This window comes from Crossiella cryophila, from assembly GCF_014204915.1.
Taxonomy (GTDB): Bacteria; Actinomycetota; Actinomycetes; order Mycobacteriales; family Pseudonocardiaceae; genus Crossiella; species Crossiella cryophila.
In genome coordinates this window covers 1,315,272-1,338,718 of record NZ_JACHMH010000001.1, presented here as the reverse complement: position 1 = coordinate 1,338,718, position 23,447 = coordinate 1,315,272, and the positions used below count along the sequence as shown (strand labels likewise).

Genomic DNA, 23,447 nt, shown 5'->3' with positions numbered 1-23,447 from the left:
AACCTCCTCATGCCTATCACAAATGAAAGTCATTACCAATAGTGTTAGTGTGCTCGGGTGACGAACGTCGTAGCCCTCCGGCGGGACCCGGACTTCCGCCGGTACCTGGCCGCCAGGGTGGTCTCCGTGGCCGGTTCGCTGGTCACCGTGGTCGCGCTGCCGATCCTGGTGTACCGATTGACCGGTTCGGCGGCCTGGACCGCGGCCGTTGCCGCCGCGGAGGCATTGCCCTACCTGCTGTTCGGCCTGCTCGCCGGCGCGCTGGCGGACCGGCTGGACCGGCGCGCGCTGATGGTGACGGTGGACCTGCTCAACGCGCTGCTGCTGGCCAGCGTGCCGATCGCGTGGGCGCTGGACGGGCTCAGCGCGGTGCACGTGGTGGCGGTCGGGTTCCTGTCCCAGACGCTGTTCGTGGTCTTCGACTCGGCCAACTTCGGCGCGCTGCCCACGCTGGTCGGCAAGGACCGGACCACCTCGGCCTACTCCACCGTGTTCGGGGTGACCACGGTGGTGGAGATGGTGGTGCCGCCGCTGGCCACGCTGGCCGTGACGATCTTCTCCCCCGCGCCGATGCTGGCCCTGGACGCGCTCAGCTACGGCATCTCCGCACTGCTGATCCGGGCCATCACCCGCCCGCTGTCCGCGGCCGACCGGGCAGGGCGACCGCGCTCGATGGCCGACATCAGGGCCGATGTCCGGGCCGGGCTTGGCTTCCTGTGGCGGCAGCCGACCGTGCGCACGCTGACCCTGGTCGGCGCGACCCACTCGGCCGCCGGCGGGGCCTGGGTGGCGATGGTGGTGCCGTGGGCGGACCGCTCGCTCGGCGTGCCACCCAGCGGCGATGCCCGGCTGGCGGTGCTGATGAGCTGCTGGGGCGTTGGCGGGCTGATCGCGGCCAAGCTGGTGCCGGTGCTGAGCCGTCGGCTGGGACCGGCGCGGCTGGCCTTGCGGGCGCTGCCTGCCTCGCTGCTGTCCGGGCTGGCGGTGGTGTTCAGCTCGCACTGGCTGCTGGGCGCGCTGGCCGCGATCGCCTGGGGCACCGCCTACACCACGGTGGTGATCAACGCGATCACCTTCCGGCAGCAGGTCACCCCGGTTGAGCTGCAGGGACGGGTCAACACCACGGCCAGGATGCTGTCCTGGGGACTCGGTCAGCCGCTGGGCGCGACGCTGGCGGGCGCGGTCGCGGTGGCGGCGAGCCCGAGTGCCGGACTCGCCGCCGTGGTCGGCGTGCTCGCGATCGGCGTGGTGCTCGCCTGGTGCTCGCCGTTGCGCACCGAGGCGAAGCCGGAGCCGGTCTACAGCACCGTGTCGTAGGAGCAGGCCGGACGGCCGGTGTGCTCGTCCCGCCAGACCCGGCCACGCACGCCGAAGACCCCGGCCAGCAGGTCCGCGTCGACCACCTCGGCGGCCGGGCCGTCCGCGTGCACCACGCCGTCCCGCAGCGCGAGCACCCGGTCGGCGAACCGGGCGGCCTGGGCCAGGTCGTGCAGCACGGTGACCACGGTCAGGCCGCGTTCGGCGCGCAGCCGGGCGACCAGTTCCAGTACCTCCAGCTGGTGCCGGACGTCCAGGTAGGTGGTGGGTTCGTCGAGCAGCAGCACCGGCGCGTCCTGGGCCAGCGCGAGGGCCAACCGGACCCGCTGGCGCTCGCCGCCGGAGAGCCGGTCCACCGCGGCGTCGGCGTACTCGGCCACCCCGGTCTCGGCCAGCGCCCGGCGCACCGGTTCGTCGTCACCGGCGCGCAGCATGCCCAGCGGGCCACGCACGGCGTAGCGGCCCTGCCGGACCAGCTGGCGCACGGTCAGCCCCGGCACCGCGGGCATGGCCTGTGGCAGCACCGCGATCCGGCGGGCGATCTCCCTGCGGGACAACGAGTTCAGCTCGTCCGCGCCGAGGGTCACGGTGCCCTGATCCGGTGGGTGCAGCCCGGCCAGCACGCGCAGCAGGGTGCTCTTGCCGCAGCCGTTGCGGCCCACCAGCGCGAGCCACTCCCCCGCGGCCACCCGGATGTCCACAGTGGACAGAACCGCGCGCAGGCCGAACCGGACGGTGATACCGGTTCCACTGATCATGACTGGTCCCTCCCCGCCAGCGCGCTGGAGAACCGGCGCGCGACCACGATCAACACCACCGCGCCCGCCAGCGCGGTCACCGCACCGACCGGCACGCCCAGCCGCTGACTGCCCGAGGCCGGGACCAGCAGCGTCACCGCCTGCGCGAGGAAATCCGCACCGCACACACTGGCCGCGCCCGCGATCCCGGCCGCGGGCAACAGCAACCGGTGCTCGGCCCCGGCCAGCAGCCGGGCGGCGTGCGGGGCGAGCAGTCCGACGAAGGCCACCGCGCCCACCGCGGCGACCGCGGCCGCGGTGGCCAGCACCGCACCGAGCAGGGCCAGGCTGCGCCACGGGGTGACCGCCAGGCCGACGCCGCGGGCGTGGTCGTCGTCCACCGCGAGCAGGTCCAGCGCGGGCGCGACCATGGCCAGCAGCAGGACCACCGCGAGCAGCCAGGGCCACAGCGCGTGCCAGTGCTCCCAGGTCCGCCCGTTGAGCGAGCCGACCAGCCACCGGGCGGCCGCCCCGGCCAGTTGCGGGCGGGCGGTGAGCAGCACCAGGGACAGCCCGGCCAGCACCGCGGACACCAGCACGCCGAGCACCACCAGCCGCAACGGATCCGTGCCCGCCCTGGAGGCGATCAGCCAGAGCGCCGCGCCGCCGAGGACCCCGCCCAGCACGGCCGCCGCGGTGAGTCCGCCCGCGGTCCCGGCCAGGCCGAACACGGTGGCGGTCACCGCGCCGAGCACCGCGCCGGAGCCGACCCCGGTGACCTCCGGGGAGGCCAGCGGATTGCGCAGCACGGCCTGCAGCACCACGCCGCCGAGGCCGAGACAGGCGCCGGTGCCCAGCGCGACCAGCATCCGCGGCAACCGCAGTTCGCCGACGATGGTCAGTTCCAGTTCGCTGCCACTGCCGAACAACGCGCCCAGCGTGGTCAGCGGGCCGACCGCACTGCCGACCGAGAGCTGGGCCAGCGCGGCCAGCGCCAGCAGCACGGCCAGCACGGGCAGGGCGAGTGCGCGGGTCATCCCAGTGCCTCCCGGTCCGCGCGGCGACGGAACATCAGCAGCGCGCCCAGCACCACCGCGACCACCGCGGTCAGCCCGCCCACCGGCAGTTCGACCGGGTAGAGCACGGTGCGGGCCAACAGATCCGCCACCGCGACCAGCAGTGCGCCGAACAACGCCGACCAGGCCAGCCAGCCCCTGGCCTCGGCCGAGGGACGCAGTCGCCGGGCCAGCTGCGGGCCGAGGAAACCGACCCAGGCGATCGGCCCCGCCGGTCCGACCGCGACCGCGACCAGCGCGCAGGCCAGCACCAGCACCGCCAGCCGGGCCCGGTCGGCCCGCAGGCCGAGTGCCGAGGCGGTGTCATCGCCCAGCCGCAGCAGGCCGAGCGCGGGCACCGCGAGCAGGGCCAGCGGCAACGCGGCGAGCAGGCCGGGCGCGGCGAAGGCGACCGTGTCCCAGGTGGTACCGGTCAGCGAGCCGAGCAGGTAGCGGAAGAGCACGCCCTGCTCCCGGGAGTCCGACAGCGACAGCCCGGTGAACATGATCGCCTGCAGTCCGGCACTGACCGCGGCGCCGATCAGCAGCACCGCGGCCGGTCCGACCGCCTTGCGCGCGGCGAGCAGGGTCAGCAGCCCGCCGAGCACCGCGCCCAGCAACGCCGGGACCAGCGGCGCGCCCGGCACCGGCAGTGCCCACACCACGGTGATGGCCACCGCGGCCGAGGCGCCGCTGGAGACACCGAGCAGTTCCGGCACGGCCAGTGGATTCCGGAGCGACTCCTGCAACAGGAGTCCGGCCGCGCCCAGTGCCGCGCCCGCGCACAGCCCGAGCAGCAGCCGGGGCGTGCGCAGCAGCACCACCACGGCGTGCTCGAGGTCGGTCTCGCCGGCGAACGCGGCGGGCAGCCGGTTGACGCCGACCAGCGGGGTGCCAAGGCAGAGCGTGGCCGTGCCGATCACCAGCAGCGCCAGCACGGCCAGCAGGGGCGCGCGGAACCGGCTCACGCCGCAGGCGCCGCGGACACCTTGGCGATGGCCTCGTCGATGATCGCGCCGAGGCTGCGGGTGCCCCGGCCGGAGCCCCAGAGCTTGGGCACGACCTCGTGCACCTGACCGGACTGCACGGCCTTCACCTGCTTCCACACCGGGTTCGCGGCGAGCTGTTCGGACAGCTTCTTGTCGCTGGCGGCGAAGATCAAGGAGTAGACGAAGACCACGGTCGGCTGCTTGGCCAGGATCTCCTCGACGCTGTAGGTGTTCGCGGTCTCGGCGTTGGTGCCCTTGGCCGGGAACGGGTAGCCGAAGAGCTGGCCCAGCAGCTTGCCGTTGATCGAGTCGGCGGTGTCCACGCCGATCGAGTCGGCGCTGCCGAACATCAGCAGCACGGTCTGCTTGTGCAGGCCCTTCTGCTTGCTGGTGGCGATGGCCTTGGCCAGTTTCGTCCGGAACTTGGTCTCCGCGGCCACCGCCTGCTCGGTGCGGCCGGTGAGCGCGCCGAGGTTGCGCAGGTAGCCGACGGACTGCTCCCAGCTGTTCGGGTTGACCGTCCACAGTGGAGCATTGAACTTGGTCACCGCGGGCCGGAGTCCGTCGTGCACACCGGAAAGTCCGATCACCAGGTCCGGTTTGAGCGCGCCGATCGCCTCCACGTCCTCCTGACCGAAGCTGCCGGGGACCACCGGCACCGACTTGCCTGCCTCGCCGGCGATCTGCGGCAGGGTCAGCAGCACCGCGTTGGAGCTGCCCGCCGGTTTCAGACCGAGTTCGGTGAGCGCGTCGTCACACAATCCGGTGAGGCAGACGATGCGTTCCGGGATCTTGGGCAGGGTCAGGTTCTGCCCGTTCGGGTCGGTCACGCTGAGCGAGGGCGCGAGCGGTGCGGCACTGACCGGAACGTCGGTTCCGGCGGCTCCGGAGGTGTTCGCGGGAGCGGTCGCGGGTGGTGCCGCGGTGCACGCGGAAACCAGGACTGTCGACACTGTGACCAGGCTGAGCAGGCCGATCTTGGCGTGCGACGGACGCACCAGGCACCTCCAGGTGGGAACGGGACCAAGCAAGACGATAACGGTTTTCATCTTGCCTTGGTTTTGTCACCCGGAAGTCGTGGGCACCGTCACGATCCCCTAACGCCACGCTTGGTGAAATCCACTGTTCGGGCGGCCGGTCATCGCGCACCGCGACCGCGCTATGACCCACCGGTGGCCAAGTACGGATTGTCGCGCCGGTACCCTCACTTTCGTGTCCAGCAGCACTCTTGAAAATCCAGCGGTGAACACTGCCCGCGCGTACCGCAGCTGGGGCCGGGCCTTCGCAGACCTGCGCGCCGGCTGGAACCAGCGCTCGCTCTGGGGCCACCTCGGTTGGCAGGACATCAAACAGGGCTATCGGCGCTCCGTGCTCGGTCCACTGTGGATCACCATCAGCACCGGTGTGATGGCACTGGCGATGGGCATCCTGTTCTCCGCCCTGCAGAACCAGCCGATCAACTTCTTCCTGCCGTACGTGACCGTCGGCCTGGTCTGCTGGACGTTCATCGCCAACTGCGTCAATGAGGGCGCGAACGTCTTCATCGCCAACGAGGGACTGATCAAACAGCTCCCCTCGCCGTTGACCACGCACGTGTTCCGGCTGATCTGGCGGCAGGTGCTGCTGTTCGCGCACAACTTCCTGATCTACTTCATCATGCTGGCGATCTTCCCGCAGGACCTGAAGTGGACCGTGGTCTACGCGATCCCGGCCTTCGTGCTGATCGTGCTCAACGGCGGCTGGGTCGCGCTGCTCACCGGCATCATCAGCACCCGGTTCCGGGACATCCCGCCGATCATCGGCAGTGTGGTGCTGCTGCTGTTCTACATGACGCCGATCGTGTGGGACTTCCGGATCCTGGAGAACCACTCGAACCCGCTCATCGCTGATCGCGCCTACCTGGCCCAGTTCAACCCGTTCCTGCACTTCATCGAGATCATCCGGCGGCCGCTGCTGGGCCAGGACCAGCTGTTCCACCACTGGATGATCGTCGGCATCATCACCGTGGTCGGCTGGGCCGCCGCGCTGGTCCTGTTGCGCAACTACCGTGCCCGCGTGTCCTACTGGGTGTAAGGGGGCTGAATTCCCATGGTCAGCATCGATGTACAGAACGCCTGGGTCGAGTTCCCCATCTTCGACGCCAAGACCCGCTCGCTGAAGAAGGCCGTGCTCGGCAAGGCAGGCGGCAAGATCGGCGGCGAGGGCAAGGTGCCGGTGATCGAGGCGCTGCGGGATGTCTCCATCTCGCTCCAGCACGGTGACCGGGTCGCGCTGGTCGGACACAACGGCGCAGGCAAGTCCACCCTGCTGCGCCTGCTCTCCGGCATCTACGAGCCGACCCGCGGCACCTCGCGGATCGTCGGCAAGGTCGCGCCCGTCTTCGACCTCGGCGTCGGCATGGACCCGGAGATCTCCGGCTACGACAACATCATCATCCGCGGGCTGTTCCTGGGCATGACCCGCAAGCAGATGGAATCCCGCATCGACGACATCGCCGAGTTCAGCGAACTGGGCAACTACCTGTCGATGCCGCTGCGGACCTACTCCACCGGTATGCGGGTGCGTCTCGCCCTCGGTGTGGTGACCTCGATCGACCCCGAGATCCTGCTGCTGGACGAGGGCATCGGCGCGGTCGACGCGGCCTTCCTGGACAAGGCGCGGGACCGGCTCAACGACCTGGTCAAGCGGTCCGGCATGCTGGTGTTCGCCTCGCACTCCGACGAGTTCCTGAAGAGCCTGTGCAGCACCGCGATCTGGGTGGACCACGGGCAGGTCAGGGAGCACGGTCCGCTGCGCGAGGTGCTCACCCATTACAAGGGCAGGGACCCGTTCGCCAATGACGACGAACACGCTTCCGTGGGAGCTGGTGGCACACCATGACTGATCGGGCTGGGTCGAAGTCGCCGGAGGGCAAGGTCATCGCGGTGGTGGTCACCTGCCGCCGGCGGGAACTGCTCGCCGATTCGCTGAAGGTGATCGCGGCCCAGACCCGTCAACCAGACCACCTCATCGTGGTCGACAACGGGCCGGACCAGCCTGCGCGCGAGGTCGTCGAGGCCACGCCGATCCCGACCACCTACCTGCTGTCCCAGCGCAACCTCGGTGGCGCGGGCGGTTTCGCCCTTGGCATGCTGCACGCGCTGGCCATGGGCGCGGACTGGGTCTGGCTGGGCGACGACGACGGCCGCCCCGCCGACGACACCGTGCTGGAGGTGCTGCTGGATGAGGCCAAGCGCCGCAACCTGGCCGCGGTCAGCCCGGTCGTGGTCAACATCGAGCACCCGGACACGCTGGCCTTCCCGCTGCGCCGCGGCCTGACCTGGAAGCGCCGCCGCGAGGAACTGTCCAGCCCGGACAGCCCCGACTTCCTGCCCGGCATCGCCTCCTTCTTCAACGGCGCCCTGTTCCGCGCCTCCACCCTGGACGTGGTGGGCGTGCCGGACTACCGGCTGTTCTTCCGCGGCGACGAGGTCGAGATCCACCGCAGGGTGGTCCGCAGCGGCCTGCGTTTCGGCACCACGCTGAAGGTGGCCTACGCCCACCCGGACGGCTCCGACGAGTTCAAGCCGATGCTCGGCGGCCGCTTCCACGCCCAGGACCCCGGCGACCCGGTGAAGCGCTACTACACCTACCGCAACCGCGGCTACCTGCTCTCCCAGCCGGGCATGCGCAAGCTGGGGCTGCTGGAGGCAGTGCGGTTCGGGCTGTACTTCCTGGGCCAGAAGAAGGACCCGAAGGCCTTTGCCGAGTGGCTCAAGCTCGTGCTGCAGGGGCGTCGGGAGAAGTTCTTCCGCAAGTGAAGTAGTCCAACAACGCGTAAGAGGCCGTCCACAACATCCCGTGGGCGGCCTCTTCAGTTGAGATGAGCAGCTCACTTGGGGTCTGACGACAGCCTCGACACACCTTCGAACATCTGATCGATTCAGAAAGCGACATTCACGCTGTTGTCGGTACCAAAAGCTAAAATGGCCCTAGCGAAGGCAACCGCCCGAGCTGGGGCAGCCACCTCCGACTAGGGTCCAAAGGGTCGCACCTTGGAAACTACCCGACCTGAAGCTCGGCCGCGAAGCCGGGCAAGCAGCGTCACTCGGCCGGACGCGCTGCTCCTTGAATTCAAGTAAGGAGCAGAACCGATGCCAGTTCCACAGGTTCCCGCAGAGGGCGGCGGCACACAGGACCGTGACCGCAACAACGACGGGTCGTGGCGCAAGAAGCGCAGCGACGCTGGCAAGCCCCGCAAGTAGTTCTGTGTAGCGTGGCAATGCAATGTAGTCGCTCGGTCGGCGACCATCGCCTGAACATGCCGCACTAGTTCCGGCGCGCTAGGTCGCCCGCGTTCGATAGGCCCTGAGCGCAACGCGAGTTCACCCGTAGCGGATCCGCTGCGGGCGAACTCGCGTTGTGCCCCAAGGGTTTCCGTGGTCAGCTTGCGCCCATGGCACAGAAACAGGCACTCATCCTGCACATCGCCGGGGTCGGCGAGCCGGTGCGGATCGCACTGACCGACGAGGTGGCGGCCGACCTCGGCCCCCGGCTGCGCAGGCATCTGGAGACCGCGAGCACCCAGGCGGTGCCCACCGAGGACGGTGGGGAGTTCGTGGTCAACTTCGCGCAGGTGGCCACCGCGCATATCGGACCGGTGAACGCACCCGGTGGGTTGTACGGAAAGGCGCCGGTGGCGGCCAGCCGGGAGACCGCGCTGACGCCCTGATCGGGTCTGTGGGTAACCAGTCCGGCGCGGAGTGTAATCTCCGCCCCGATGTCCGTTCGCCGCCCGTCGAGCCTGTCCCTACCCGCCCTGCTGGGCCGGGTGGCGGCGGCGCTTGCGCCGAAGGTCACCGAGGCGTTGCTCCGGATGGAGCTGCCGGAGGCCTCCGTGGCGCAGCGGGCGGCCGCGGTGGCGCATGTGCGCGGGGCGATCCTGGGGATGCCGGATCTGCTGCGCTGTGGGGTGGCGGTGGCCGCGGTGGGGTACCTGGTGGCGCGGCGGGTGCTGGGGCCCGGAGTGGCCCGGCTGAATCTGCCGGTGGTGGCCGAGTTCGTGCGGCTGACCCGGGGGCTGGGGCTGGCCGGGGCGTTTGAGCGGGAACACCGGTGAGCCGGGTGTGGGACGCGCTGGTCATCGGGACCGGGCCGGGGGGTGCGGTCACCGCGCGGGCGCTGGCCGAGGCCGGGTTGCGGGTGCTGGCGGTCGAGGAGGGGGACTGGACCGAGCCTGGTTCGGTCGAGCCGTTCTCGCTGGAGCAGATGCGGCGGCAGTACCGGGGTGGCGGGCTGACCGCGGCGCTGGGGCGGCCGTCGGTGGCCTACACCGAGGGGCGTGGCGTCGGCGGCGGGTCGGAGGTCAACTCCGGGCTGTACCACCGGCCGTCGGCGGAACTGCTCGACGGCTGGTCGCGGGACTGGCGGATTGACGGGCTGGGCGTGCCCGAGCTGTCCGCGCACAGCGATCTGATCGAGAAGGAACTCTCCGTCTCGACCCTGCCGTGGGCCATGCCCGCCTCCTCCCAGGTGCTGGCCAGGGGTGCGGATGCGTTGGGGTGGCGGGGTTTCGAGGTTCCCCGGTGGGCGATCTGCGATGAGCGCGGGGTGCGCAGGCAGACCATGTCGGTCACCTACTGGCCGCGGGCGATCGCGGCCGGGGTGGAGCTGCGGCAGCGGAGCAGGGCACTGCGGCTGGAGCTGGCCGGGCCGAGGGCGGTGTCCGCGGTGCTGCGGGATGTGGCCACCGGGCGGACCGAGCGGGTGCGCTTCGAGCACGTGTTCGTGTGCGCGGGCGCCATCCAGACGCCGGCGTTGCTGCAGCGGTCCGGGTTGCGGCGCAACATCGGTGGCAACCTGTCGGTGCACCCGACGGTGAAGGTGACCGCCGAGTTCGACGAGCCGGTCAACGATCCCGGTGACGTGCCGGTGTACCAGGTCAAGGAGTTCGGCCCGGCGTTGTCCTTCGGCGGCTCGGCCTCCCGGCCCTCGTTGCTGGCGCTGGCGCTGAGTGAGAACTGGCCGGCCTTCGGGCCTGCCATGCGGCGCTGGGAGAACCTGTTCGTCTACTACGCGGCGATCCAGAGCGCGGGCCGCGGCCGGGTGCTGGCGCTGCCGGGCTTCGCCGATCCGCTGGTCAGCTACCGGCTCACCCGCGGTGATCACGAGCTGTTGCGCACCGGGCTGGCCCGGCTGATGCACCTGCTGCTGGCCGCCGGGGCCAGCGTGCTCTACCCGTCCTTCCGCGGTGCCCCGGTGGTGGCCAACCCCGCCGGGATCGCCGCCGCGGCCGCGGCCATGACCCCGGCCCGCTCCAGCCTGATGACCGTGCACCTGTGCGGGACGGTGCCGATGGGCGAGGACCTCGCCCGCTGCGGCGCCGACTCCTACGGCCGGGTGCACGGCACGGTGAACGTGCACGTCAACGACGCCTCGCTGCTGCCGTCAGCACCCGGCGTCAACCCCCAGGGCACCATCATGGCGGTCGCCGCGAGGAACGCGCAGCGCTTCCTCACCGGCCGCCTCGACTGAGCAGAAGGTCTTCATGTCCGACCTGGTTCCACCGGCTGAGCTGACCGTCCTGACCGGGGCGAGTGGCTGGTTCGGCCGCGCCTACCTGGCCCACCTCAAGGACACCGCCGAGGGCCGGATCCGGGTGCTGGTCCCGGCCGCCGCCGAGGTGCCCGCCGTGCTCGCCGCGCATCCCGGGGTGGCGGTGCACGTCGGGGACATCGCCGATCCGGAGGTGACCCGGCGGCTGCTGGCCGGGGCCGAGGGCGCGAGCCTGGTGCACGCGGCCGGGGTGATCCACCCGCACCGCACCGCGGAGTTCACCAGGGTCAACGTGCTTGGCACCCAGGCGTTGCTGGCCGCGGCGCGGGCCGCGGGGGTGCGGCGGCTGACGCACATCTCCTCGAACTCGCCGTTCGGGGTCAACCCGCGGCCGGACGAGGTGTTCCGGCACAGCGAGCCGTACCGGCCCTACCTGGGTTACGGCGAGTCCAAGATGCACGCCGAGATCGCGGTGCTGGCCGCCAACGGCGAGGGCCTGGAGACCACCGTGGTCCGCCCGCCGTGGTTCTACGGCGAATGGCAGCCCGCGCGGCAGACCACCTTCTTCAGCCTGTGCAGGCACGGCCGTTTCCCGCTGCTGGGCGACGGGTCGATGCGGCGCTCGATGACGTATGTGGGCAACCTGATCCAGGGCGTGGAGCTGGCCGCCCGGCACGTCAAGGCGGCAGGCAACGGCTACTGGGTGGCCGACGAGCGGCCGTACCCGATGCGGGAGATCGTGACCACCGTGCGGCAGGTGCTGCGCGAGGAGGGTTACGCGATCTCCAAGCGCCAGGTCCGGCTGCCGCTGGCGCTTGGCGCGCTGGCCGAGCGCGCGGACCGGCTGGTGCAGGCCACCGGCCGGTACAGCCAGGAGCTGCACGTGCTCGGCGAACTGGACAAGACCATCGCCTGCGACGTCGCCACGACCACCGCGGACCTGGGCTACCGGCCCTCGGTCGCGCTGGCCGATGGCATGCGGCGCAGCATCCGCTGGTGCCGGTCCCGCGGCATCGATCTCTAGGAGAACTTCCGTGGCACAGACCGCCCTGGTGACCGGCGGGTCGGGGTACTTCGGCTCGCTGCTGGTGCGCAGGCTGCGCGAACGCGGTGACGCGGTGCGGGTGCTCGACCTCAACGACGCCGCCGATCGACCCTCCGATGTGGACTTCGTGCGCGGGGACATCCGCGACGCCAACGCGGTGGAGCACGCCTGCGAGGACGTCGAGGTGGTCTACCACAACGTCGCGCAGGTCCCGCTGGCCCGCGACGCCGCACTGTTCGAGTCGGTCAACGTCGGCGGCACCGAGACCCTGCTGCGCGGCTGCGCCGACGCCGGGGTGCGCAAGGTCGTCTACACCTCCTCCTCGGCGGTTTTCGGGGTGCCGCTGGAGAATCCGGTGTTCCCGGACACCCCGCCGCGCCCGGCCGAGGAGTACGGGCGGGCCAAGCATGCCGGTGAGCTGCTGTGCCGGGCCGCGGTGAGCCGGGGACTGGACGTCTCGATCGTGCGGCCGCGCACCATCCTCGGGCACGGCCGGCTGGGCATCTTCGGCATCCTCTTCGACTGGATCGCCGACGGCGCGGACGTGTTCGTCTTCGGCAGCGGCGCCAACGTCTATCAGTTCGTGCACGCCAACGACCTGGCCGAAGCCTGTGCGCTGGCCGGGAAACGGGCCGGTCCGGCGACCTACAACATCGGCGCGCGGGAGTTCGGCACCATGCGCGCGGCGCTGGAGAACCTGTGCGCGCACGCGGGCACCGGGTCCAGGGTGCGCTCGCTGCCGGTCGGACCGGCCGCGCTGGGCATGCGGGCCTCGGCCCGGCTCGGGCTGACCCCGTTCGGGCCGTACCACTGGATCATGTACTCGAAGTCGCTGTGGTTCGACACCTCGGCGGCCGAACGGGATCTGGGCTGGCGGGCCGAGTACTCCACGGACGCGATGTTCGCCGACTCCTATGACTGGTTCCTGGCCAACCGGGACGCACCGGCGGGCCCGAACGCCTCACACCACCGGTCCCCGGCGAAGCAGGGCGCGCTGACCCTGCTCAAGAAGATCATGCGGTGATGGGCAGGCGCTGGCCGTTGCTGGTGCGGTGGCCATCGACGTTGCTGAGGCGATTCCGGAGTCCAGGCGTCGCCTCGCAAGGCGGAGGAGGTGGCCATAGTGGTTCTATGGCCGCCGACGACAACGCGGCGAGGCGGCGGCTGGGCCCGGAAGCGCCCCGGCGAACGTCGCTGGCCACCGCACTTGCGCTGGCCGCGGTGCTGACCGGGCTGGTGCTGCCGCTGCTGCCGGTGCGGGTGGCCGATCCGGTGGTGAGCTGGCCGAAGCCGGGCGGGCCTGCCGAGTCCACGGTGGCGTTGTTCGTGCCGTACCGGCCGCTGCGGGTGGAGCTGACCGTGTCCTGCGCGGTGCTGCGGGAACCACGTCAGGTCACCGTGTTCTCCACCTTCCGGCCGGAGGACGCGGACGGGCGGCTCGCCGGGCTGTACGTGTCCACTGTGGACGGTCGGGTGCAGGTGGCGGCCAACGGGCGCGAGGTGTTCGGCGGTCCGGTCGGCGGCGGCGCCTGCCAGTACCTGGTGACCGCGGCGGACGGGCGGATCTCGGTGCGCCGGGACGGTGTCGAGCTGGCCGCGGTCGATGGACTGGTGCCGCAGGTGGCCGCGTTCGTCACCGAGTTGCCGCCGGCACTGGCCACCGGTCGGATCTCGCTGACCGCGCACGCCGACGCCCGCTTCCAGGCCAGTCCGACGCTGGTGAAGTACCTGCTGCTCGCGCTGTCCGGGCTGCTGGCACTGGCCTGCGCGGGGGCGCTGCTGGTGCGATTCCGCCGGAAACAGCCGAGAAAGCTGCCCCGGCCTGGCGTGGTCGACCTGGTGGTGCCGGGGGTGCTCGCGGGCTGGGCGCTGATCGGGCCGATGACCACCGACGACGGCTTCTACGTGTGGATGGCGCGCAACGCGGCCAACGTGGGCTACGTCGGCAACTACTACCACTGGTTCAACGTGCCGGAGGCGCCCTTCGGCACGCTGCAACGGTTCTACGCCGAGTGGGGCGCGATCTCGCTGCACCCGCTGTGGCTGCGGCTGCCCGCGGTGCTGGCCGGGGTGCTCGGCTTCTGGCTGCTGCGCGGGGTGCTGCGCCGGATCCAGGCCGTGCGGCCGTCGGTGCACGCGCCGGGCTGGCTGCTGGCCGCGGCCTTCCTGTGCTGGTGGCTGCCGCTGGACCTGGGGGTGCGGCCGGAACCGCAGATCGCGCTGGCCACCGCGGTCACCGCCTACGCCGCGGTGCGTGCCCGGCTCGATCAGGAACCCGCCTGGCTGGCACTGGCCGCGCTGGTGGCCGGGGTCGCGGTGACCATCACTCCCAGCGGGCTGCTCGCGCTGGTGCCGCCGCTGCTGGCGCTGCCCGCGGTGCTGCGCGCGCTGCCCGGACGCTCCCAGCGGATCACGTTGTGCGCGTTGCTGATCGGCGCGGGCTCGGTCGCGCTGCCGCTGGTGTTCGCCGATGTCGGCCTTGGCGCCCTGCTGGAGGCGACCGCGGTGCACGGCTGGTACGGCGCGCATTCGCCCTGGTACCTGGAAATCCAGCGGTACCAGTCGCTGCTGGGCGGGCTTGGCGAGCAGGGCAACGTGCTGCGCCGGGTGCCGGTGCTGCTCGGCGTCGCCGCGCTGCTGCTGGTGGCCGTGCTGCGCACCCGGCATCGCGGTGGCGCGCTGGCCGGGGCCGCGAGCTGGCCGTATGCCTGGCTGGCACTGGGTTTCGGCGTGCTGGCGCTGGCTCCCTCGAAGTGGACCCAGCACTTCGGCGCGCTCGCGGTCTTCGGCGCACTGGCGCTGGCCTGCGCGTTCGGCAGCCTGCCGCGGATCTTCGCCGAGGCCAGGGCAGGCTGGCTGCTGCGGCTGGGTTCGCTGCTGCTGGTGGTGCTGTTGCTCGGGGTGGCCTGGCACGGGCCGAACTGGTGGTGGTCCTACTCCGACCGCGGCATGCCGTTCCGGCAGCAGGAACTCTTCGGCGGGGTGCTGGGCAGCCCGCTGGTACTGCTGGTGATCGGGCTGCTGACCGGGTTGCTGATGACCCGGCGGCGACCGCTCAACGACGAGCGCGGCCGGTGGATCGCGGTGTTCGGCTGGGCCGCCGCCGGACTGGCCAGGGTGTCCATGGTGTTCGCGGTGCTGCTGCTGATCGGGCTGTTCGGGTTCACCGCGGTGCGCGAGCCCTGGTCGCTGCGCAGTTCCTGCGGCATCGGCGACGCCATCCGGGTACGCACCGACCGGGAGCCGATGCGTCCCACCGAACCCGTCGCGGTGCAAGGGTTCCTGCCCGGCCGTGGGTTCACCGGTGAGTTCCCGCCACCACCGCGGACCGGGCCGGTGTGGGGCAGTTTCGCCGATCTGGACCGCGGCACCGGAACGCTGAACACCGGCTGGCACACCACTTCCGTGGCCCCTGGTGACGTGCTGGTGGTCTCGGCGGCCGGGCTGACCGGCAAGGCCAACCAGCTGCGCGCCGAGATCGAACTGCCCGGCGCGGCCCCGGTGTCCCGGTCGCTGGACGATGAGCTGGACAGCCCGGAGTGGCGGGACTTCGTGCTCGGCACCGCCACCGCTCCTGGCCCCGCCCGGGTGCGGATCTCGGCCGTGGACAACAGCATTGGCCGCGGCGGCTGGCTCGCGGTGTCCACCCCCGGCCGGGAGCACACCCACCCGCTGGCCGCCGACACCGGCCCTGACGACGGACCGACCCTGGTGGACTGGCCGATCTCCTTCGCGCTGCCCTGCGCCCGGCCGCCGGTGCTGGCCGCCGGACTGGCCGAGCCGCCTGCCCGGATCCTGTTGACCGATGAGGACTACACCGAGATGGCCGCGATCACCCAGGATCCGCTCTGGGGCGGGGCGTACGCGAACCTGCTCGCCGTGGCCAAGTACCGCGGTGTGTCCACCCACCTGCCAGGGCGGCCGTGGGGGCGGTTCGTGGACGTGGCCTACGACTACCGGCTCGACGGCCACGCGGTGCGCGTCGAGTACGTGACCAGGCCCGGCTGGTGGCGCGGGCCCAGCATCGCGAACAAGGACTATTCCGGCCGCAGCACACCGACTAAGGCGCCCCGATGAACTCGCGTGCCGCGCTCGCGCTCGCCCTCAGCACCGTCCTGTGTGGACTGCTCCTGCCGTTCGCCCCGGTGCTGGTCAACGATCCGGTGCTGAGCTGGCCCAAGGATCCGGACCGGCCGGAGTCCAGCCTGGCGCTGCTGGTGCCCTACCGGCCGCTGAGCCTGGACGTCCGGCTGCCCTGCACCACGCTGCGGCCGGCCAGGGCGGACACCGTGGTCTTCGCCAGCCACCGCCCGGACGACGCGCACGGGGCCGCGCGCGGGCTGACCGTGCTGGCCGGGGCCGGGACCGTGCGGATCACCTCCGACGGGTCCGGGCTGTACCAGGGCGCCGCGCCCGCTGGCGACTGCGCGCTGCGGATCAGGGCGAACACCACCGAGACCGTGGTGGAACTGGACGGCGACCGGTTGACCGCGGCGCATCGGGATCCACCGCAGGTCAGCGCGTTCGCCACCGCGCTGGACCCGGCCGCGGCCAGCGGGATGAGCGCGGTCGCGCACACCGACGCCCGGTTCGAGAGCAGCCCGGCCCTGCTGAAGATCCTGCTGCTGGCCACCCAGGTGCTGTTGCTCGGCGGCTGCCTGTTCCTGTTGTGGCGCGGGGATTCCCGGCGCAGGCGACGCTGGCTGCCGCGGCGGCCGGGCTGGCTGGACGGGGTCATGCTGACCGTGCTCGGCGCCTGGGCGGTGGCCGGGCCGATGACCGACGACGACGGTTTCTACGCGGCGATGGCGCGGGCCGCCGCGGACACCGGGTACGTGGGCAACTACTACCACTGGTTCAACGTCACCGAGGCCCCGTTCAGCCTGCTGCAGGAGCTGCTCACGCCGTGGGTGCAGCTCAGCCAGGCCCCGCTGTGGCTGCGGCTGCCCTCGCTGGTGGCCGCGTTCGGCACCTGGCTGGTGCTCAGCCGCGGCGTGCTGCCCCGGCTGACCGAGCACCAGCCGCGGATCCTGACCGCGGCGGTGCTGCTGTGCTGGCTGCTGCCCTATGGCATCGGGGTGCGGCCGGAGCCGTGGGTGGCGCTGGGCTTGGCCTCGGTGCTCGCGCTGGTGCTGCGCGCGCTGGCGCACGGCCGGGCCTTCCCGCTGGGCGTGGCCGTCGCGCTGGCCGGGCTGTGCGCGGCCATCACCCCCAGCGGGCTGGTCGCGTTCACCCCGTTCCTGGGGCTGGCCCGGCCGCTGAGCCGGTTGCTGAAGGCGCGGCGGGGCGGGCTGCTGGTGCTGGCCTGCGCGTCCACCGGCCTGCTCGCGGTCTTCGCCGACACCAGCCTGGGCGCGGTGCTGGAGGCGACCAGGGTGCACGGCGAGATCGGCCCGGCGCTGGCCTGGCACGAGGAGATCGTCCGGTACTTCTTCCTGCTGGACGAGGGCAGCATGGGCTCCTTCGCCCGGCGGTTCCCGGTGCTGCTGGCCCTGGGGCTGCTCCTGCTGCTGCCGGTGCTGCGGCTGCGCATCCGCAACCGGGTCAGCGACACGCTGCCGCCACTGGCCGCGGTGGCCGGTCCGGGGATCGCGCTGGCCGCCGGGCTGGGCCTGCTGTGGCTGGCGCCGTCGAAGTGGACGCACCACTTCGGTTCGCTGACCGCGCTGGCCACCGTGGTCACCGCGCTGGTGCTGGCCGAACTCCCGGCCGCGCTACGGCTGGCCGGGTACACCTGGCGGGGTGGGCTGGCGCTGACCGCGGGCAGTGCGGTGCTGGTCGCGCTGGCCATGGCCGGACCGAACACCTGGTACGGCTACTCCCAGTTCGGGGTGGACCCGAAACTGCCCTCGATCCTGGCCAATCCGTTGCTGTGGCTGGCCATCGGCCTGGTGCTGGCCTGGTGCTGGCGGGACCTGCTGCCCGCGCCCCGGCTGATCCTGGTGCTGGGCCTGGTGACCAGCCTGCTGCTGACCGCTGGCACCTTCGCGCTGGCCACCTGGCGGCTGCGCGATTCCTGGTCGATGGCCAAGGAGAACTTCCGGCACGTCCTCGGCCAGAGCTGCGGGATGGCCGACGAGGTCAGCACCCTGACCTACCAGCGGCTGACCCCGCAACACAGCGTCCCCTCCCCCGGCGGCGCGCCCACGCCGCCGCCGGAGGAGCAGCCGGTGTGGGGCACCTTCGGCAGGCTGGGCGGCCCCGGCCACGAGTGGTTCACCGGCGAGGTGCTGACCCCCTGGCACCCCCTGCCCGCGCTGGGGCCTGGCCAGGACATCTCGGTGCAACTGGCCGGGAAACTCAACGGCGGCAACACCGCGTCCGTCCACTTCGGACACCAGGACAAGTTGCTCGCCGAGCAGACCGTCACCGACGTGCAGGACTCCCCCGACTGGCGGGAGACCGGCCTGCGCCCACCGCCCGGGGCCACCCAGGTCCGGGTCAAGCTGCGCGACGGCACCGTCGGCGCCGGCGGCTGGCTGGCCACCACCGCCCCCCGCCTGCGCTCGGCGCACCCGCTGCTGGCCCTGCTCGGCCCGGACCGCCCGGTGATGATCGACTGGCAACTCTCGCTGGCCTTCCCGTGCCTGCGCGCCGCCCGGGTCAGCCACGGCCTGACCGAGGCCCCCGAGTACGTCCTGGTCCCCCGCATCCGCGACCGCTGCAAACGCTACGGCGCGGCCTGCCTGCCCTTCGGCGTGCCGGGCATCGCCCGCGAGGAACCCCAGGGCGGCTCCTTCCTGCCCGCCCACCAGGCCGCCGCGGCCCGCCCGGAACTGCCGACCCGGTTCGCCGGGCTGCCGGAGCGGAGCAGGCGGATGGGCGATGACTGGGGTGCGCTGATCCGGTACGACTACCCGTTCGGCGGGCATGGGTACCGGTTGGAGCTGCGGGAACGGTTGGTGGCCGGGTGGGAGTGGGGGTGGCGGCAGCCGATCGTGCCGTCGCTGGAGAAGCAGCGGGAGCAGTACGCGAACAACTAGGTCCAGATGCTGCTGATCGGTGCGGCGGTGATGCGGTCGCCCATCGGGATGACGTGCGGGCCGGTGTGCAGGACGATGCCGTGCACGAACTTGTCGCCGAGCTGCTCGCGCAGCCAGACCAGGTGCTTGGCCGAGTCCGGGCCGGGCGCGGCACTCGCCTTGATCTCGATGCCGATCACCCGCTGTCCTGGCAGCTCCACGATCAGGTCCACCTCGTGCCTGCCGCCCTGGTCCCGCAGGTGGTAGAGCCGCGGGTTGTGCTCGCTGAGCGGTAGTTCGGCGCGGATCTGGGCATGTACGAAGGTGTCCAGGAAGCGGCCGAGCAGATCGCCGTCCTGGAGCAGTCCCTCCTCGCCCATGCCCAGCGCGGCGGCGAGCAGGCCGGGGTCGAGCACGTATCGCTTGGGGCCGCGGACCAGTCGCTTCAGCCGGTTGGAGTGCCAGGCGGGCACGGCCGCCACCACGAACAGGTTGGTGAGCAAGTGCTCGTACGCCTCGCCGGTCTTCCGGTTCACCCCGGCGGTTTCCAGCAGGGTCTGCTCGGTGACCAGCCCGGCGGTGTTCAGCGCGTACGCCTCGAAGTACCGGTGCAGCCGCACCGGGTCCCTCGGCACGTCGACCTGGGCCAGATCCCTGGTGAAGAGCTGGTCGAGGTAGCTGCGGGCCCAGCGGCGGCGGCCGCGTTCGCTCAGGTGCAGCGCGGCCTCGGGGAATCCGCCCTGCAGCGCCAACTTGAGGTAGTTGCGCAGGTCGGCCTGATAGGACGACGGGGCGCGGAGCCCGGCCCTGCCCTGCGCGAGGACGCGGTCGATGAACGGGGGCTTGCTCAGGTCGGCGCCGATCAGCTCCCGGACGGTGAGGCCGGACATGTCCACCCGCAGCAGGCGGCCGGTGCCCGGCCAGGTCGGCTGCTCCAGGTCGGCGTGCACCGAGCCGGTGATGATGAACCGGCCGGGCCTGCGCTCGGTGTCCACCGCCCGTTTGACCGCGCCCAGCACGGACGGCACCAGCTGCCACTCGTCGAGCAGCACCGGCTCGGGCAGGCCGCGCAACACCACATCGGGATCGGCCGCCAGCGCCGCGGCCTCGGCGGGCTGGTCCAGCCGGATGATCGTCTTCGCGTGCTCGACCGCGCTGGTCGTCTTGCCGACGCCGCGGGGGCCGAGTACCAGCAGGGCGGGGAACTCGGCGACCAGCTCGGCGATCAGCTGATCACAGAGTCGAGGAAGGTACCCTGCCATAGCAGCACAGTACCACTTTCATGCATTGATCAATACCAGTTTGATGCACGCTTGAGTAGCGATCTCATGCACTGCCGAGTACTGCTTTCGTCCAAGATCAGCTCAAGTAGACCGCGACCGAGAGGGTGGCCAGCCAGCACAGGCCGAGGGCCTGGAGCGGGCGGTCGGAGAGGATCAGGTGTTCGGGGGCGCCCGCGTTGGCGCTGTCCACGTCCACGGCGTAGCGCAGGACGGCCATCACGAAGGGGATCATGGACAGGACGGCCCAGACCGAGTGGGAGCGTTCGCGGATCTCGAAGGCCCACAGGCCGTAGGTCATGATCAGGACGGTGGCCGAGCTGCCCCAGACGAAGCGCAGGTAGGACGAGGAGTAGCGGTCCAGGCTGCGGCGGATGCGGGCGCCGGTGCGTTCGGCGTAGCGCAGTTCGGCGTAGCGCTTGCCTGCCACCATGAACAGCGAGCCGAAGGCCGCGGCCAGCAGGAACCACTGGGAGAGCAGGATGCCCGCGGCGGCGCCACCCGCGATGGCGCGCAGCAGGAAGCCGGAGGCCACGATGCACAGGTCGATCACCGGCTGGTGCTTGAGCGCCAGGCAGTAGCCGACCTGCACGGCCAGGTAGACCGCGACCACCGCGGTGAGGTCCAGCGAGGCCACCGTGGAGGTGGCCAGGGCGGCGGTCAGCAGGACCGCGGCCAGGGCCAGGGCCAGCCGGGGCGGCACGATGCCGGCGGCGATCGGGCGGCGGCACTTCACCGGGTGCGCGCGGTCGGCCTCGACGTCCTGGACGTCGTTGACCAGGTAGATGGCCGAGCCGGCCAGGCAGAAGGCGGCGAAGGCGATGCCCGCGGCGGCCAGCACCCTGGGGTCGCCGACCGTGCCACTGGCGAACGGGGCGGCCAGGACCAGCACGTTCTTCACCCACTGGCGGGGTCGCAGCGCGCGGGCCAGGCCGCGGAGCTGGACGCCGAGGCCCAGGCTGGGGGCCGGGGCGATCGCCGAGGCGGTCACCGGAGCAGGCCCATGGCCGAGCGCACGCCCGCGCCGACCGCGGCGCCGAGGGCGGCTCCGGCCAGCACGTCGCTGGGGTAGTGCACGCCGAGTACCAGCCTGCTCAGCGCCATCGGCGGCACCACCGCGGTCAGCAGCACCGGGGTGGCGTTCCTGCCGGCCAGGCCGCCCAGCAGCACCGCGGCGGCGGTGCTGCTGGTGGCGTGCGCGGACGGGAAGCTGAGCTTGCTGGGGGTGCCGGTGCGGATCTCGATCTCCGGGTGGTCCGGGCGCGGCCTGCGCACCGCCCGCTTCACCGCGATCGAGGCCGCGTGCGCCAGTGCCACCCCCGCGGTGGCCGCGATCCACTGTGGACGGCGGCGGCGGTCCAGGGCCGCACCGGCCGCGCCCACGGCCAGCCAGCCGGCGGCGTGCTCGCCGAAGCCGGAGAGCAGCCTGGCCGCGGTGATCGCCCGCTGATCCGAGAGCGCGCGCTGGATGCCTTGCACGGCAAGGCGTTCCAGCTTCACCGGTCGCCGCCGAAGGCCCGCTGCCACGCCTCGTGCGCGGTCAGGTCGGGCAGTGCGCGGCGGAAGTCCTTGCGGCTGCGCGGGAACTCGCGCAGCAGCCGCAGGTGATTGCCCAGCGCGCGGCTGAGCAGCCGCCAGAAGATCCGCGGATCGCGCTTGCGGAAGGCCACCCCGCGCCCGTCCGCGGTGGCCACGGTCGCGCCGTCCAGCCGGGCCAGCAGGAACCAGCGGGCGTCCTGGGCCGGGATGTTGAGCTGCGGGCGCAGCAGGTGCTTGGTGTTGGTGGGCAGCACGTTGCGCACGATCGCGGACAGCACGGTGCGGGCGATGGTGAGCGGGGTGCCCGGCGGGCGCAGGAACCGCTCGGCCTTCACCGCGTCCATCGAGGGCAGCGGCAGCCGCCGGGCCGAGGGCAGCACCCGCCCGTCGTCGTACTCGCCGCGCTGCTCGCGGATCTCGCCGAGCGCGGTGGGCAGCTTGCGGAACAACGACTTCGGCCCGTCCAGGAAGTCCCGGATGGCCATGTCCTGCAGCGCGACCGTGGAGTACTCCAGGGACAGCAGGTGCTTGAGCGTGCTGCGCAGGCTGTGCCGGACCAGCTCGCCACCGCGCGGGTGCGGGCTGTACAGCGCGGCCGCCACCAGCCGGTTGCGCAGGTGGAAATACGCCTGCCAGTCGGTGGAGTCGTCCTTGTCCGACCACGGCATGTGCCAGATCGCCACCCCGGGCAGGGTCGCGGTCGGGTAGCCCGCGCGGCCGGCCCGCAGCCCGAACTCCGCGTCGTCCCACTTGATGAACAGCGGCAGCGGCAGCCCGATCTTCTCCACCACCTGCCGCGGGATCAGGCACATCCACCAGCCGTTGTAGTCCACGTCGATGCGCCGGTGCAGCAGGTGCGCCTCGCGCAGGGACTCCCTGGCGAAGTCGTGGTCGTAACGCACGTTCGGCGCGGCCCGCCACATGAACTTGCGCCGGTCCACCACCTCGCCCATGGAGTGCAGGTGCGAGCGGGCCTGCAGGTTGAGCATCTGCCCGCCGACCAGGGTGGGGTGCTCGGCGTAGCGGGCGAAGGCCAGCGCGCGCAGGATCGAGTCCGGCTCGATCACGATGTCGTCGTCCATCAACAAGATCTGCTCGCAGTCGGTGCCGCGCACCGCCTCGTGCATGACCCTGGCGAACCCGCCGGAGCCGCCGAGGTTCGGCTGGTCGAACACCCGCAGCCGCTCGCCGAGCCGGGCCGCGGCGACCTCGAACCCGTTGGCGTCGCTGACCTTCTTGCTGCCCTGGTCGGCCACGATGACCGCCTGCACGGCGGCCAGCACCAGCGGGTCGGCGCCGATCGCGGCCAGCGCGCCCACGCAGTCATCCGGCCGGTTGAAGGTGCAGATGCCGATGGCCACCGAGGACGCGCGCAGTGGTTCGACCCCGGCGTGCCAGGCCGCGGCGAGCAGGGTGACCTCGTGCTCCTCCTCGGTGGTGATGTCGAACCAGTACCAGCCGCCGTCCTCGAACGGGGCCAGGTCCAGCACGAACTTCAGGTCCGAGCGCGAGCCGCCCTCACGCACCTCGCCACCCACGTGGATCTGGGTGCCGTCGGCCTTGGAGCGGTACAGGTCGATCCGGCAGTCCCCGTCCACGCTCAGGTGCAGTTCGACCTGTTCCAGCGTGGTCCAGCGCCGCCAGTAGCTGGCCGGGAAGGCGTTGAAGTAGGTGGCGAAGGAGATCTCGGACTGTTCCGGGATGCGCAACGCGGTGCGGGACAACGGTTTCGCCCGCCGCTGGTTGGTCCGGTCCTCGTCCAGGTAGAGCGCGCGCACGTCCAGCGGGTCGCCGGGCCGAGGCAGGATGATCCGCTGCAACAACGTGCCGGGCGGTGCGGCGGGCTGCTGGGGCGGGCTCACGGGCTGCGCCGTGGTCGAGCTGGACATCGTGGGGACCTCGTCTGGGAGCGGGGGCGTGGGTGGAGATCACACGCGACACAGAAAAACCCAAGAGGGGGCGGCCAATTCGCCGCCCCCTCTTGGGCAT

General features: G+C 71.8%; 19 protein-coding genes. 11 read left to right on the top strand and 8 right to left on the bottom strand.

The genetic code is table 11. The annotated features are described in order from the left end of the window. The first annotated feature begins 57 nt into the window (after positions 1-57). Positions 58-1,317: an MFS transporter gene (locus HNR67_RS06285; RefSeq protein ID WP_185001158.1), complete on the top strand. Its 1,260-nt coding sequence runs from the start codon at positions 58-60 to the stop codon at positions 1,315-1,317. On the opposite strand, the gene HNR67_RS06280 is transcribed toward HNR67_RS06285, so the two are convergent. From HNR67_RS06280 to HNR67_RS06265, 4 genes are read right to left on the bottom strand one after another with little or no spacing between them, the layout of a single operon-like run. After that, complete coding sequence (locus HNR67_RS06280; RefSeq protein WP_185001157.1) at positions 1,299-2,075, bottom strand: ABC transporter ATP-binding protein; 777 nt, start codon at positions 2,073-2,075, stop codon at positions 1,299-1,301. The genes HNR67_RS06285 and HNR67_RS06280 overlap by 19 nt on opposite strands. After that, complete coding sequence (locus tag HNR67_RS06275; protein ID WP_185001156.1) at positions 2,072-3,091, bottom strand: FecCD family ABC transporter permease; 1,020 nt, start codon at positions 3,089-3,091, stop codon at positions 2,072-2,074. Before HNR67_RS06275 ends, HNR67_RS06280 begins: the two co-directional genes overlap by 4 nt. Next, on the bottom strand, positions 3,088-4,077 hold the full coding sequence (locus HNR67_RS06270) for a FecCD family ABC transporter permease (RefSeq protein ID WP_312986592.1): 990 nt from the start codon (positions 4,075-4,077) through the stop codon (positions 3,088-3,090). The genes HNR67_RS06275 and HNR67_RS06270 overlap by 4 nt, the downstream gene beginning before the upstream one ends. After that, the gene (locus HNR67_RS06265; RefSeq protein WP_312986590.1) at positions 4,074-5,096 is read right to left on the bottom strand and encodes an ABC transporter substrate-binding protein; all 1,023 of its coding nucleotides are present in this window, start codon (positions 5,094-5,096) and stop codon (positions 4,074-4,076) included. Before HNR67_RS06265 ends, HNR67_RS06270 begins: the two co-directional genes overlap by 4 nt. 244 nt (positions 5,097-5,340) lie before the next feature. Between HNR67_RS06265 and wzm the strand changes: the two genes are divergently transcribed. The 10 genes from wzm (at position 5,341) to HNR67_RS06215 (ending at position 18,660) form a co-directional block, all read left to right on the top strand. Continuing rightward, positions 5,341-6,171, top strand: a complete 831-nt coding sequence (gene wzm / locus HNR67_RS06260; protein WP_312986588.1) for a galactan export ABC transporter permease subunit Wzm/RfbD — start codon at positions 5,341-5,343, stop codon at positions 6,169-6,171. 15 nt (positions 6,172-6,186) lie between these two features. Next, complete coding sequence (gene wzt / locus HNR67_RS06255; protein WP_185001153.1) at positions 6,187-6,978, top strand: galactan export ABC transporter ATP-binding subunit Wzt/RfbE; 792 nt, start codon at positions 6,187-6,189, stop codon at positions 6,976-6,978. After that, positions 6,975-7,898 carry a galactofuranosyltransferase GlfT1 gene (glfT1, locus tag HNR67_RS06250; RefSeq protein ID WP_185001152.1) on the top strand — a complete coding sequence of 308 codons (924 nt, stop codon included), beginning with the start codon at positions 6,975-6,977 and terminating at the stop codon, positions 7,896-7,898. The genes wzt and glfT1 overlap by 4 nt, the downstream gene beginning before the upstream one ends. Before the next feature lie 635 nt (positions 7,899-8,533). Further along, positions 8,534-8,809, top strand: a complete 276-nt coding sequence (locus HNR67_RS06245; protein WP_185001151.1) for a hypothetical protein — start codon at positions 8,534-8,536, stop codon at positions 8,807-8,809. A gap of 48 nt (positions 8,810-8,857) precedes the next feature. Continuing rightward, positions 8,858-9,196, top strand: coding sequence for a hypothetical protein (locus HNR67_RS06240; RefSeq protein WP_185001150.1), 339 nt, complete (start codon positions 8,858-8,860; stop codon positions 9,194-9,196). After that, on the top strand, positions 9,193-10,611 hold the full coding sequence (locus HNR67_RS06235; RefSeq protein ID WP_185001149.1) for a GMC family oxidoreductase N-terminal domain-containing protein: 1,419 nt from the start codon (positions 9,193-9,195) through the stop codon (positions 10,609-10,611). Before HNR67_RS06240 ends, HNR67_RS06235 begins: the two co-directional genes overlap by 4 nt. A gap of 13 nt (positions 10,612-10,624) precedes the next feature. Beyond that, complete coding sequence (locus HNR67_RS06230; RefSeq protein WP_185001148.1) at positions 10,625-11,656, top strand: NAD-dependent epimerase/dehydratase family protein; 1,032 nt, start codon at positions 10,625-10,627, stop codon at positions 11,654-11,656. A gap of 10 nt (positions 11,657-11,666) precedes the next feature. Continuing rightward, on the top strand, positions 11,667-12,701 hold the full coding sequence (locus tag HNR67_RS06225; protein ID WP_221489789.1) for an NAD-dependent epimerase/dehydratase family protein: 1,035 nt from the start codon (positions 11,667-11,669) through the stop codon (positions 12,699-12,701). 107 nt (positions 12,702-12,808) lie between these two features. Continuing rightward, positions 12,809-15,754 carry an arabinosyltransferase domain-containing protein gene (locus HNR67_RS06220; protein WP_185001146.1) on the top strand — a complete coding sequence of 982 codons (2,946 nt, stop codon included), beginning with the start codon at positions 12,809-12,811 and terminating at the stop codon, positions 15,752-15,754. Then, positions 15,751-18,660 (top strand): arabinosyltransferase domain-containing protein, encoded by a 2,910-nt coding sequence (locus HNR67_RS06215; RefSeq protein ID WP_185001145.1) that lies wholly within the window; start codon positions 15,751-15,753, stop codon positions 18,658-18,660. The genes HNR67_RS06220 and HNR67_RS06215 overlap by 4 nt, the downstream gene beginning before the upstream one ends. On the opposite strand, the gene HNR67_RS06210 is transcribed toward HNR67_RS06215, so the two are convergent. The 4 genes from HNR67_RS06210 to HNR67_RS06195 all read right to left on the bottom strand — a co-directional run bounded on the left by HNR67_RS06210 (position 18,657) and on the right by HNR67_RS06195 (position 23,347). Then, the gene (locus tag HNR67_RS06210; RefSeq protein ID WP_185001144.1) at positions 18,657-19,901 is read right to left on the bottom strand and encodes an ATP-binding protein; all 1,245 of its coding nucleotides are present in this window, start codon (positions 19,899-19,901) and stop codon (positions 18,657-18,659) included. The genes HNR67_RS06215 and HNR67_RS06210 overlap by 4 nt on opposite strands. Positions 19,902-19,998: 97 nt before the next feature. Beyond that, entirely contained in the window at positions 19,999-20,910 is a 912-nt protein-coding gene (locus HNR67_RS06205) for a decaprenyl-phosphate phosphoribosyltransferase (protein WP_312986582.1), read from the bottom strand. Continuing rightward, on the bottom strand, positions 20,907-21,419 hold the full coding sequence (locus HNR67_RS06200) for a phosphatase PAP2 family protein (RefSeq protein ID WP_221491514.1): 513 nt from the start codon (positions 21,417-21,419) through the stop codon (positions 20,907-20,909). The genes HNR67_RS06205 and HNR67_RS06200 overlap by 4 nt, the downstream gene beginning before the upstream one ends. Next, positions 21,416-23,347 (bottom strand): glycosyltransferase, encoded by a 1,932-nt coding sequence (locus tag HNR67_RS06195; protein ID WP_185001143.1) that lies wholly within the window; start codon positions 23,345-23,347, stop codon positions 21,416-21,418. Before HNR67_RS06195 ends, HNR67_RS06200 begins: the two co-directional genes overlap by 4 nt. Positions 23,348-23,447 lie beyond the last annotated feature (100 nt).

Excerpts from the sequence above, each read along its gene's own strand:
- glfT1 (WP_185001152.1), top strand. The coding sequence starts at position 6,975 with ATGACTGATCGGGCTGGGTCGAAGTCGCCGGAGGGCAAGGTCATCGCG.
- HNR67_RS06280 (WP_185001157.1), bottom strand. The coding sequence starts at position 2,075 with ATGATCAGTGGAACCGGTATCACCGTCCGGTTCGGCCTGCGCGCGGTT.
- HNR67_RS06240 (WP_185001150.1), top strand. The coding sequence starts at position 8,858 with ATGTCCGTTCGCCGCCCGTCGAGCCTGTCCCTACCCGCCCTGCTGGGC.
- HNR67_RS06195 (WP_185001143.1), bottom strand. The coding sequence starts at position 23,347 with ATGTCCAGCTCGACCACGGCGCAGCCCGTGAGCCCGCCCCAGCAGCCC.
- HNR67_RS06220 (WP_185001146.1), top strand. The coding sequence starts at position 12,809 with ATGGCCGCCGACGACAACGCGGCGAGGCGGCGGCTGGGCCCGGAAGCG.
- HNR67_RS06275 (WP_185001156.1), bottom strand. The coding sequence starts at position 3,091 with ATGACCCGCGCACTCGCCCTGCCCGTGCTGGCCGTGCTGCTGGCGCTG.
- HNR67_RS06210 (WP_185001144.1), bottom strand. The coding sequence starts at position 19,901 with ATGGCAGGGTACCTTCCTCGACTCTGTGATCAGCTGATCGCCGAGCTG.
- HNR67_RS06215 (WP_185001145.1), top strand. The coding sequence starts at position 15,751 with ATGAACTCGCGTGCCGCGCTCGCGCTCGCCCTCAGCACCGTCCTGTGT.
- HNR67_RS06230 (WP_185001148.1), top strand. The coding sequence starts at position 10,625 with ATGTCCGACCTGGTTCCACCGGCTGAGCTGACCGTCCTGACCGGGGCG.
- wzt (WP_185001153.1), top strand. The coding sequence starts at position 6,187 with ATGGTCAGCATCGATGTACAGAACGCCTGGGTCGAGTTCCCCATCTTC.
- HNR67_RS06245 (WP_185001151.1), top strand. The coding sequence starts at position 8,534 with ATGGCACAGAAACAGGCACTCATCCTGCACATCGCCGGGGTCGGCGAG.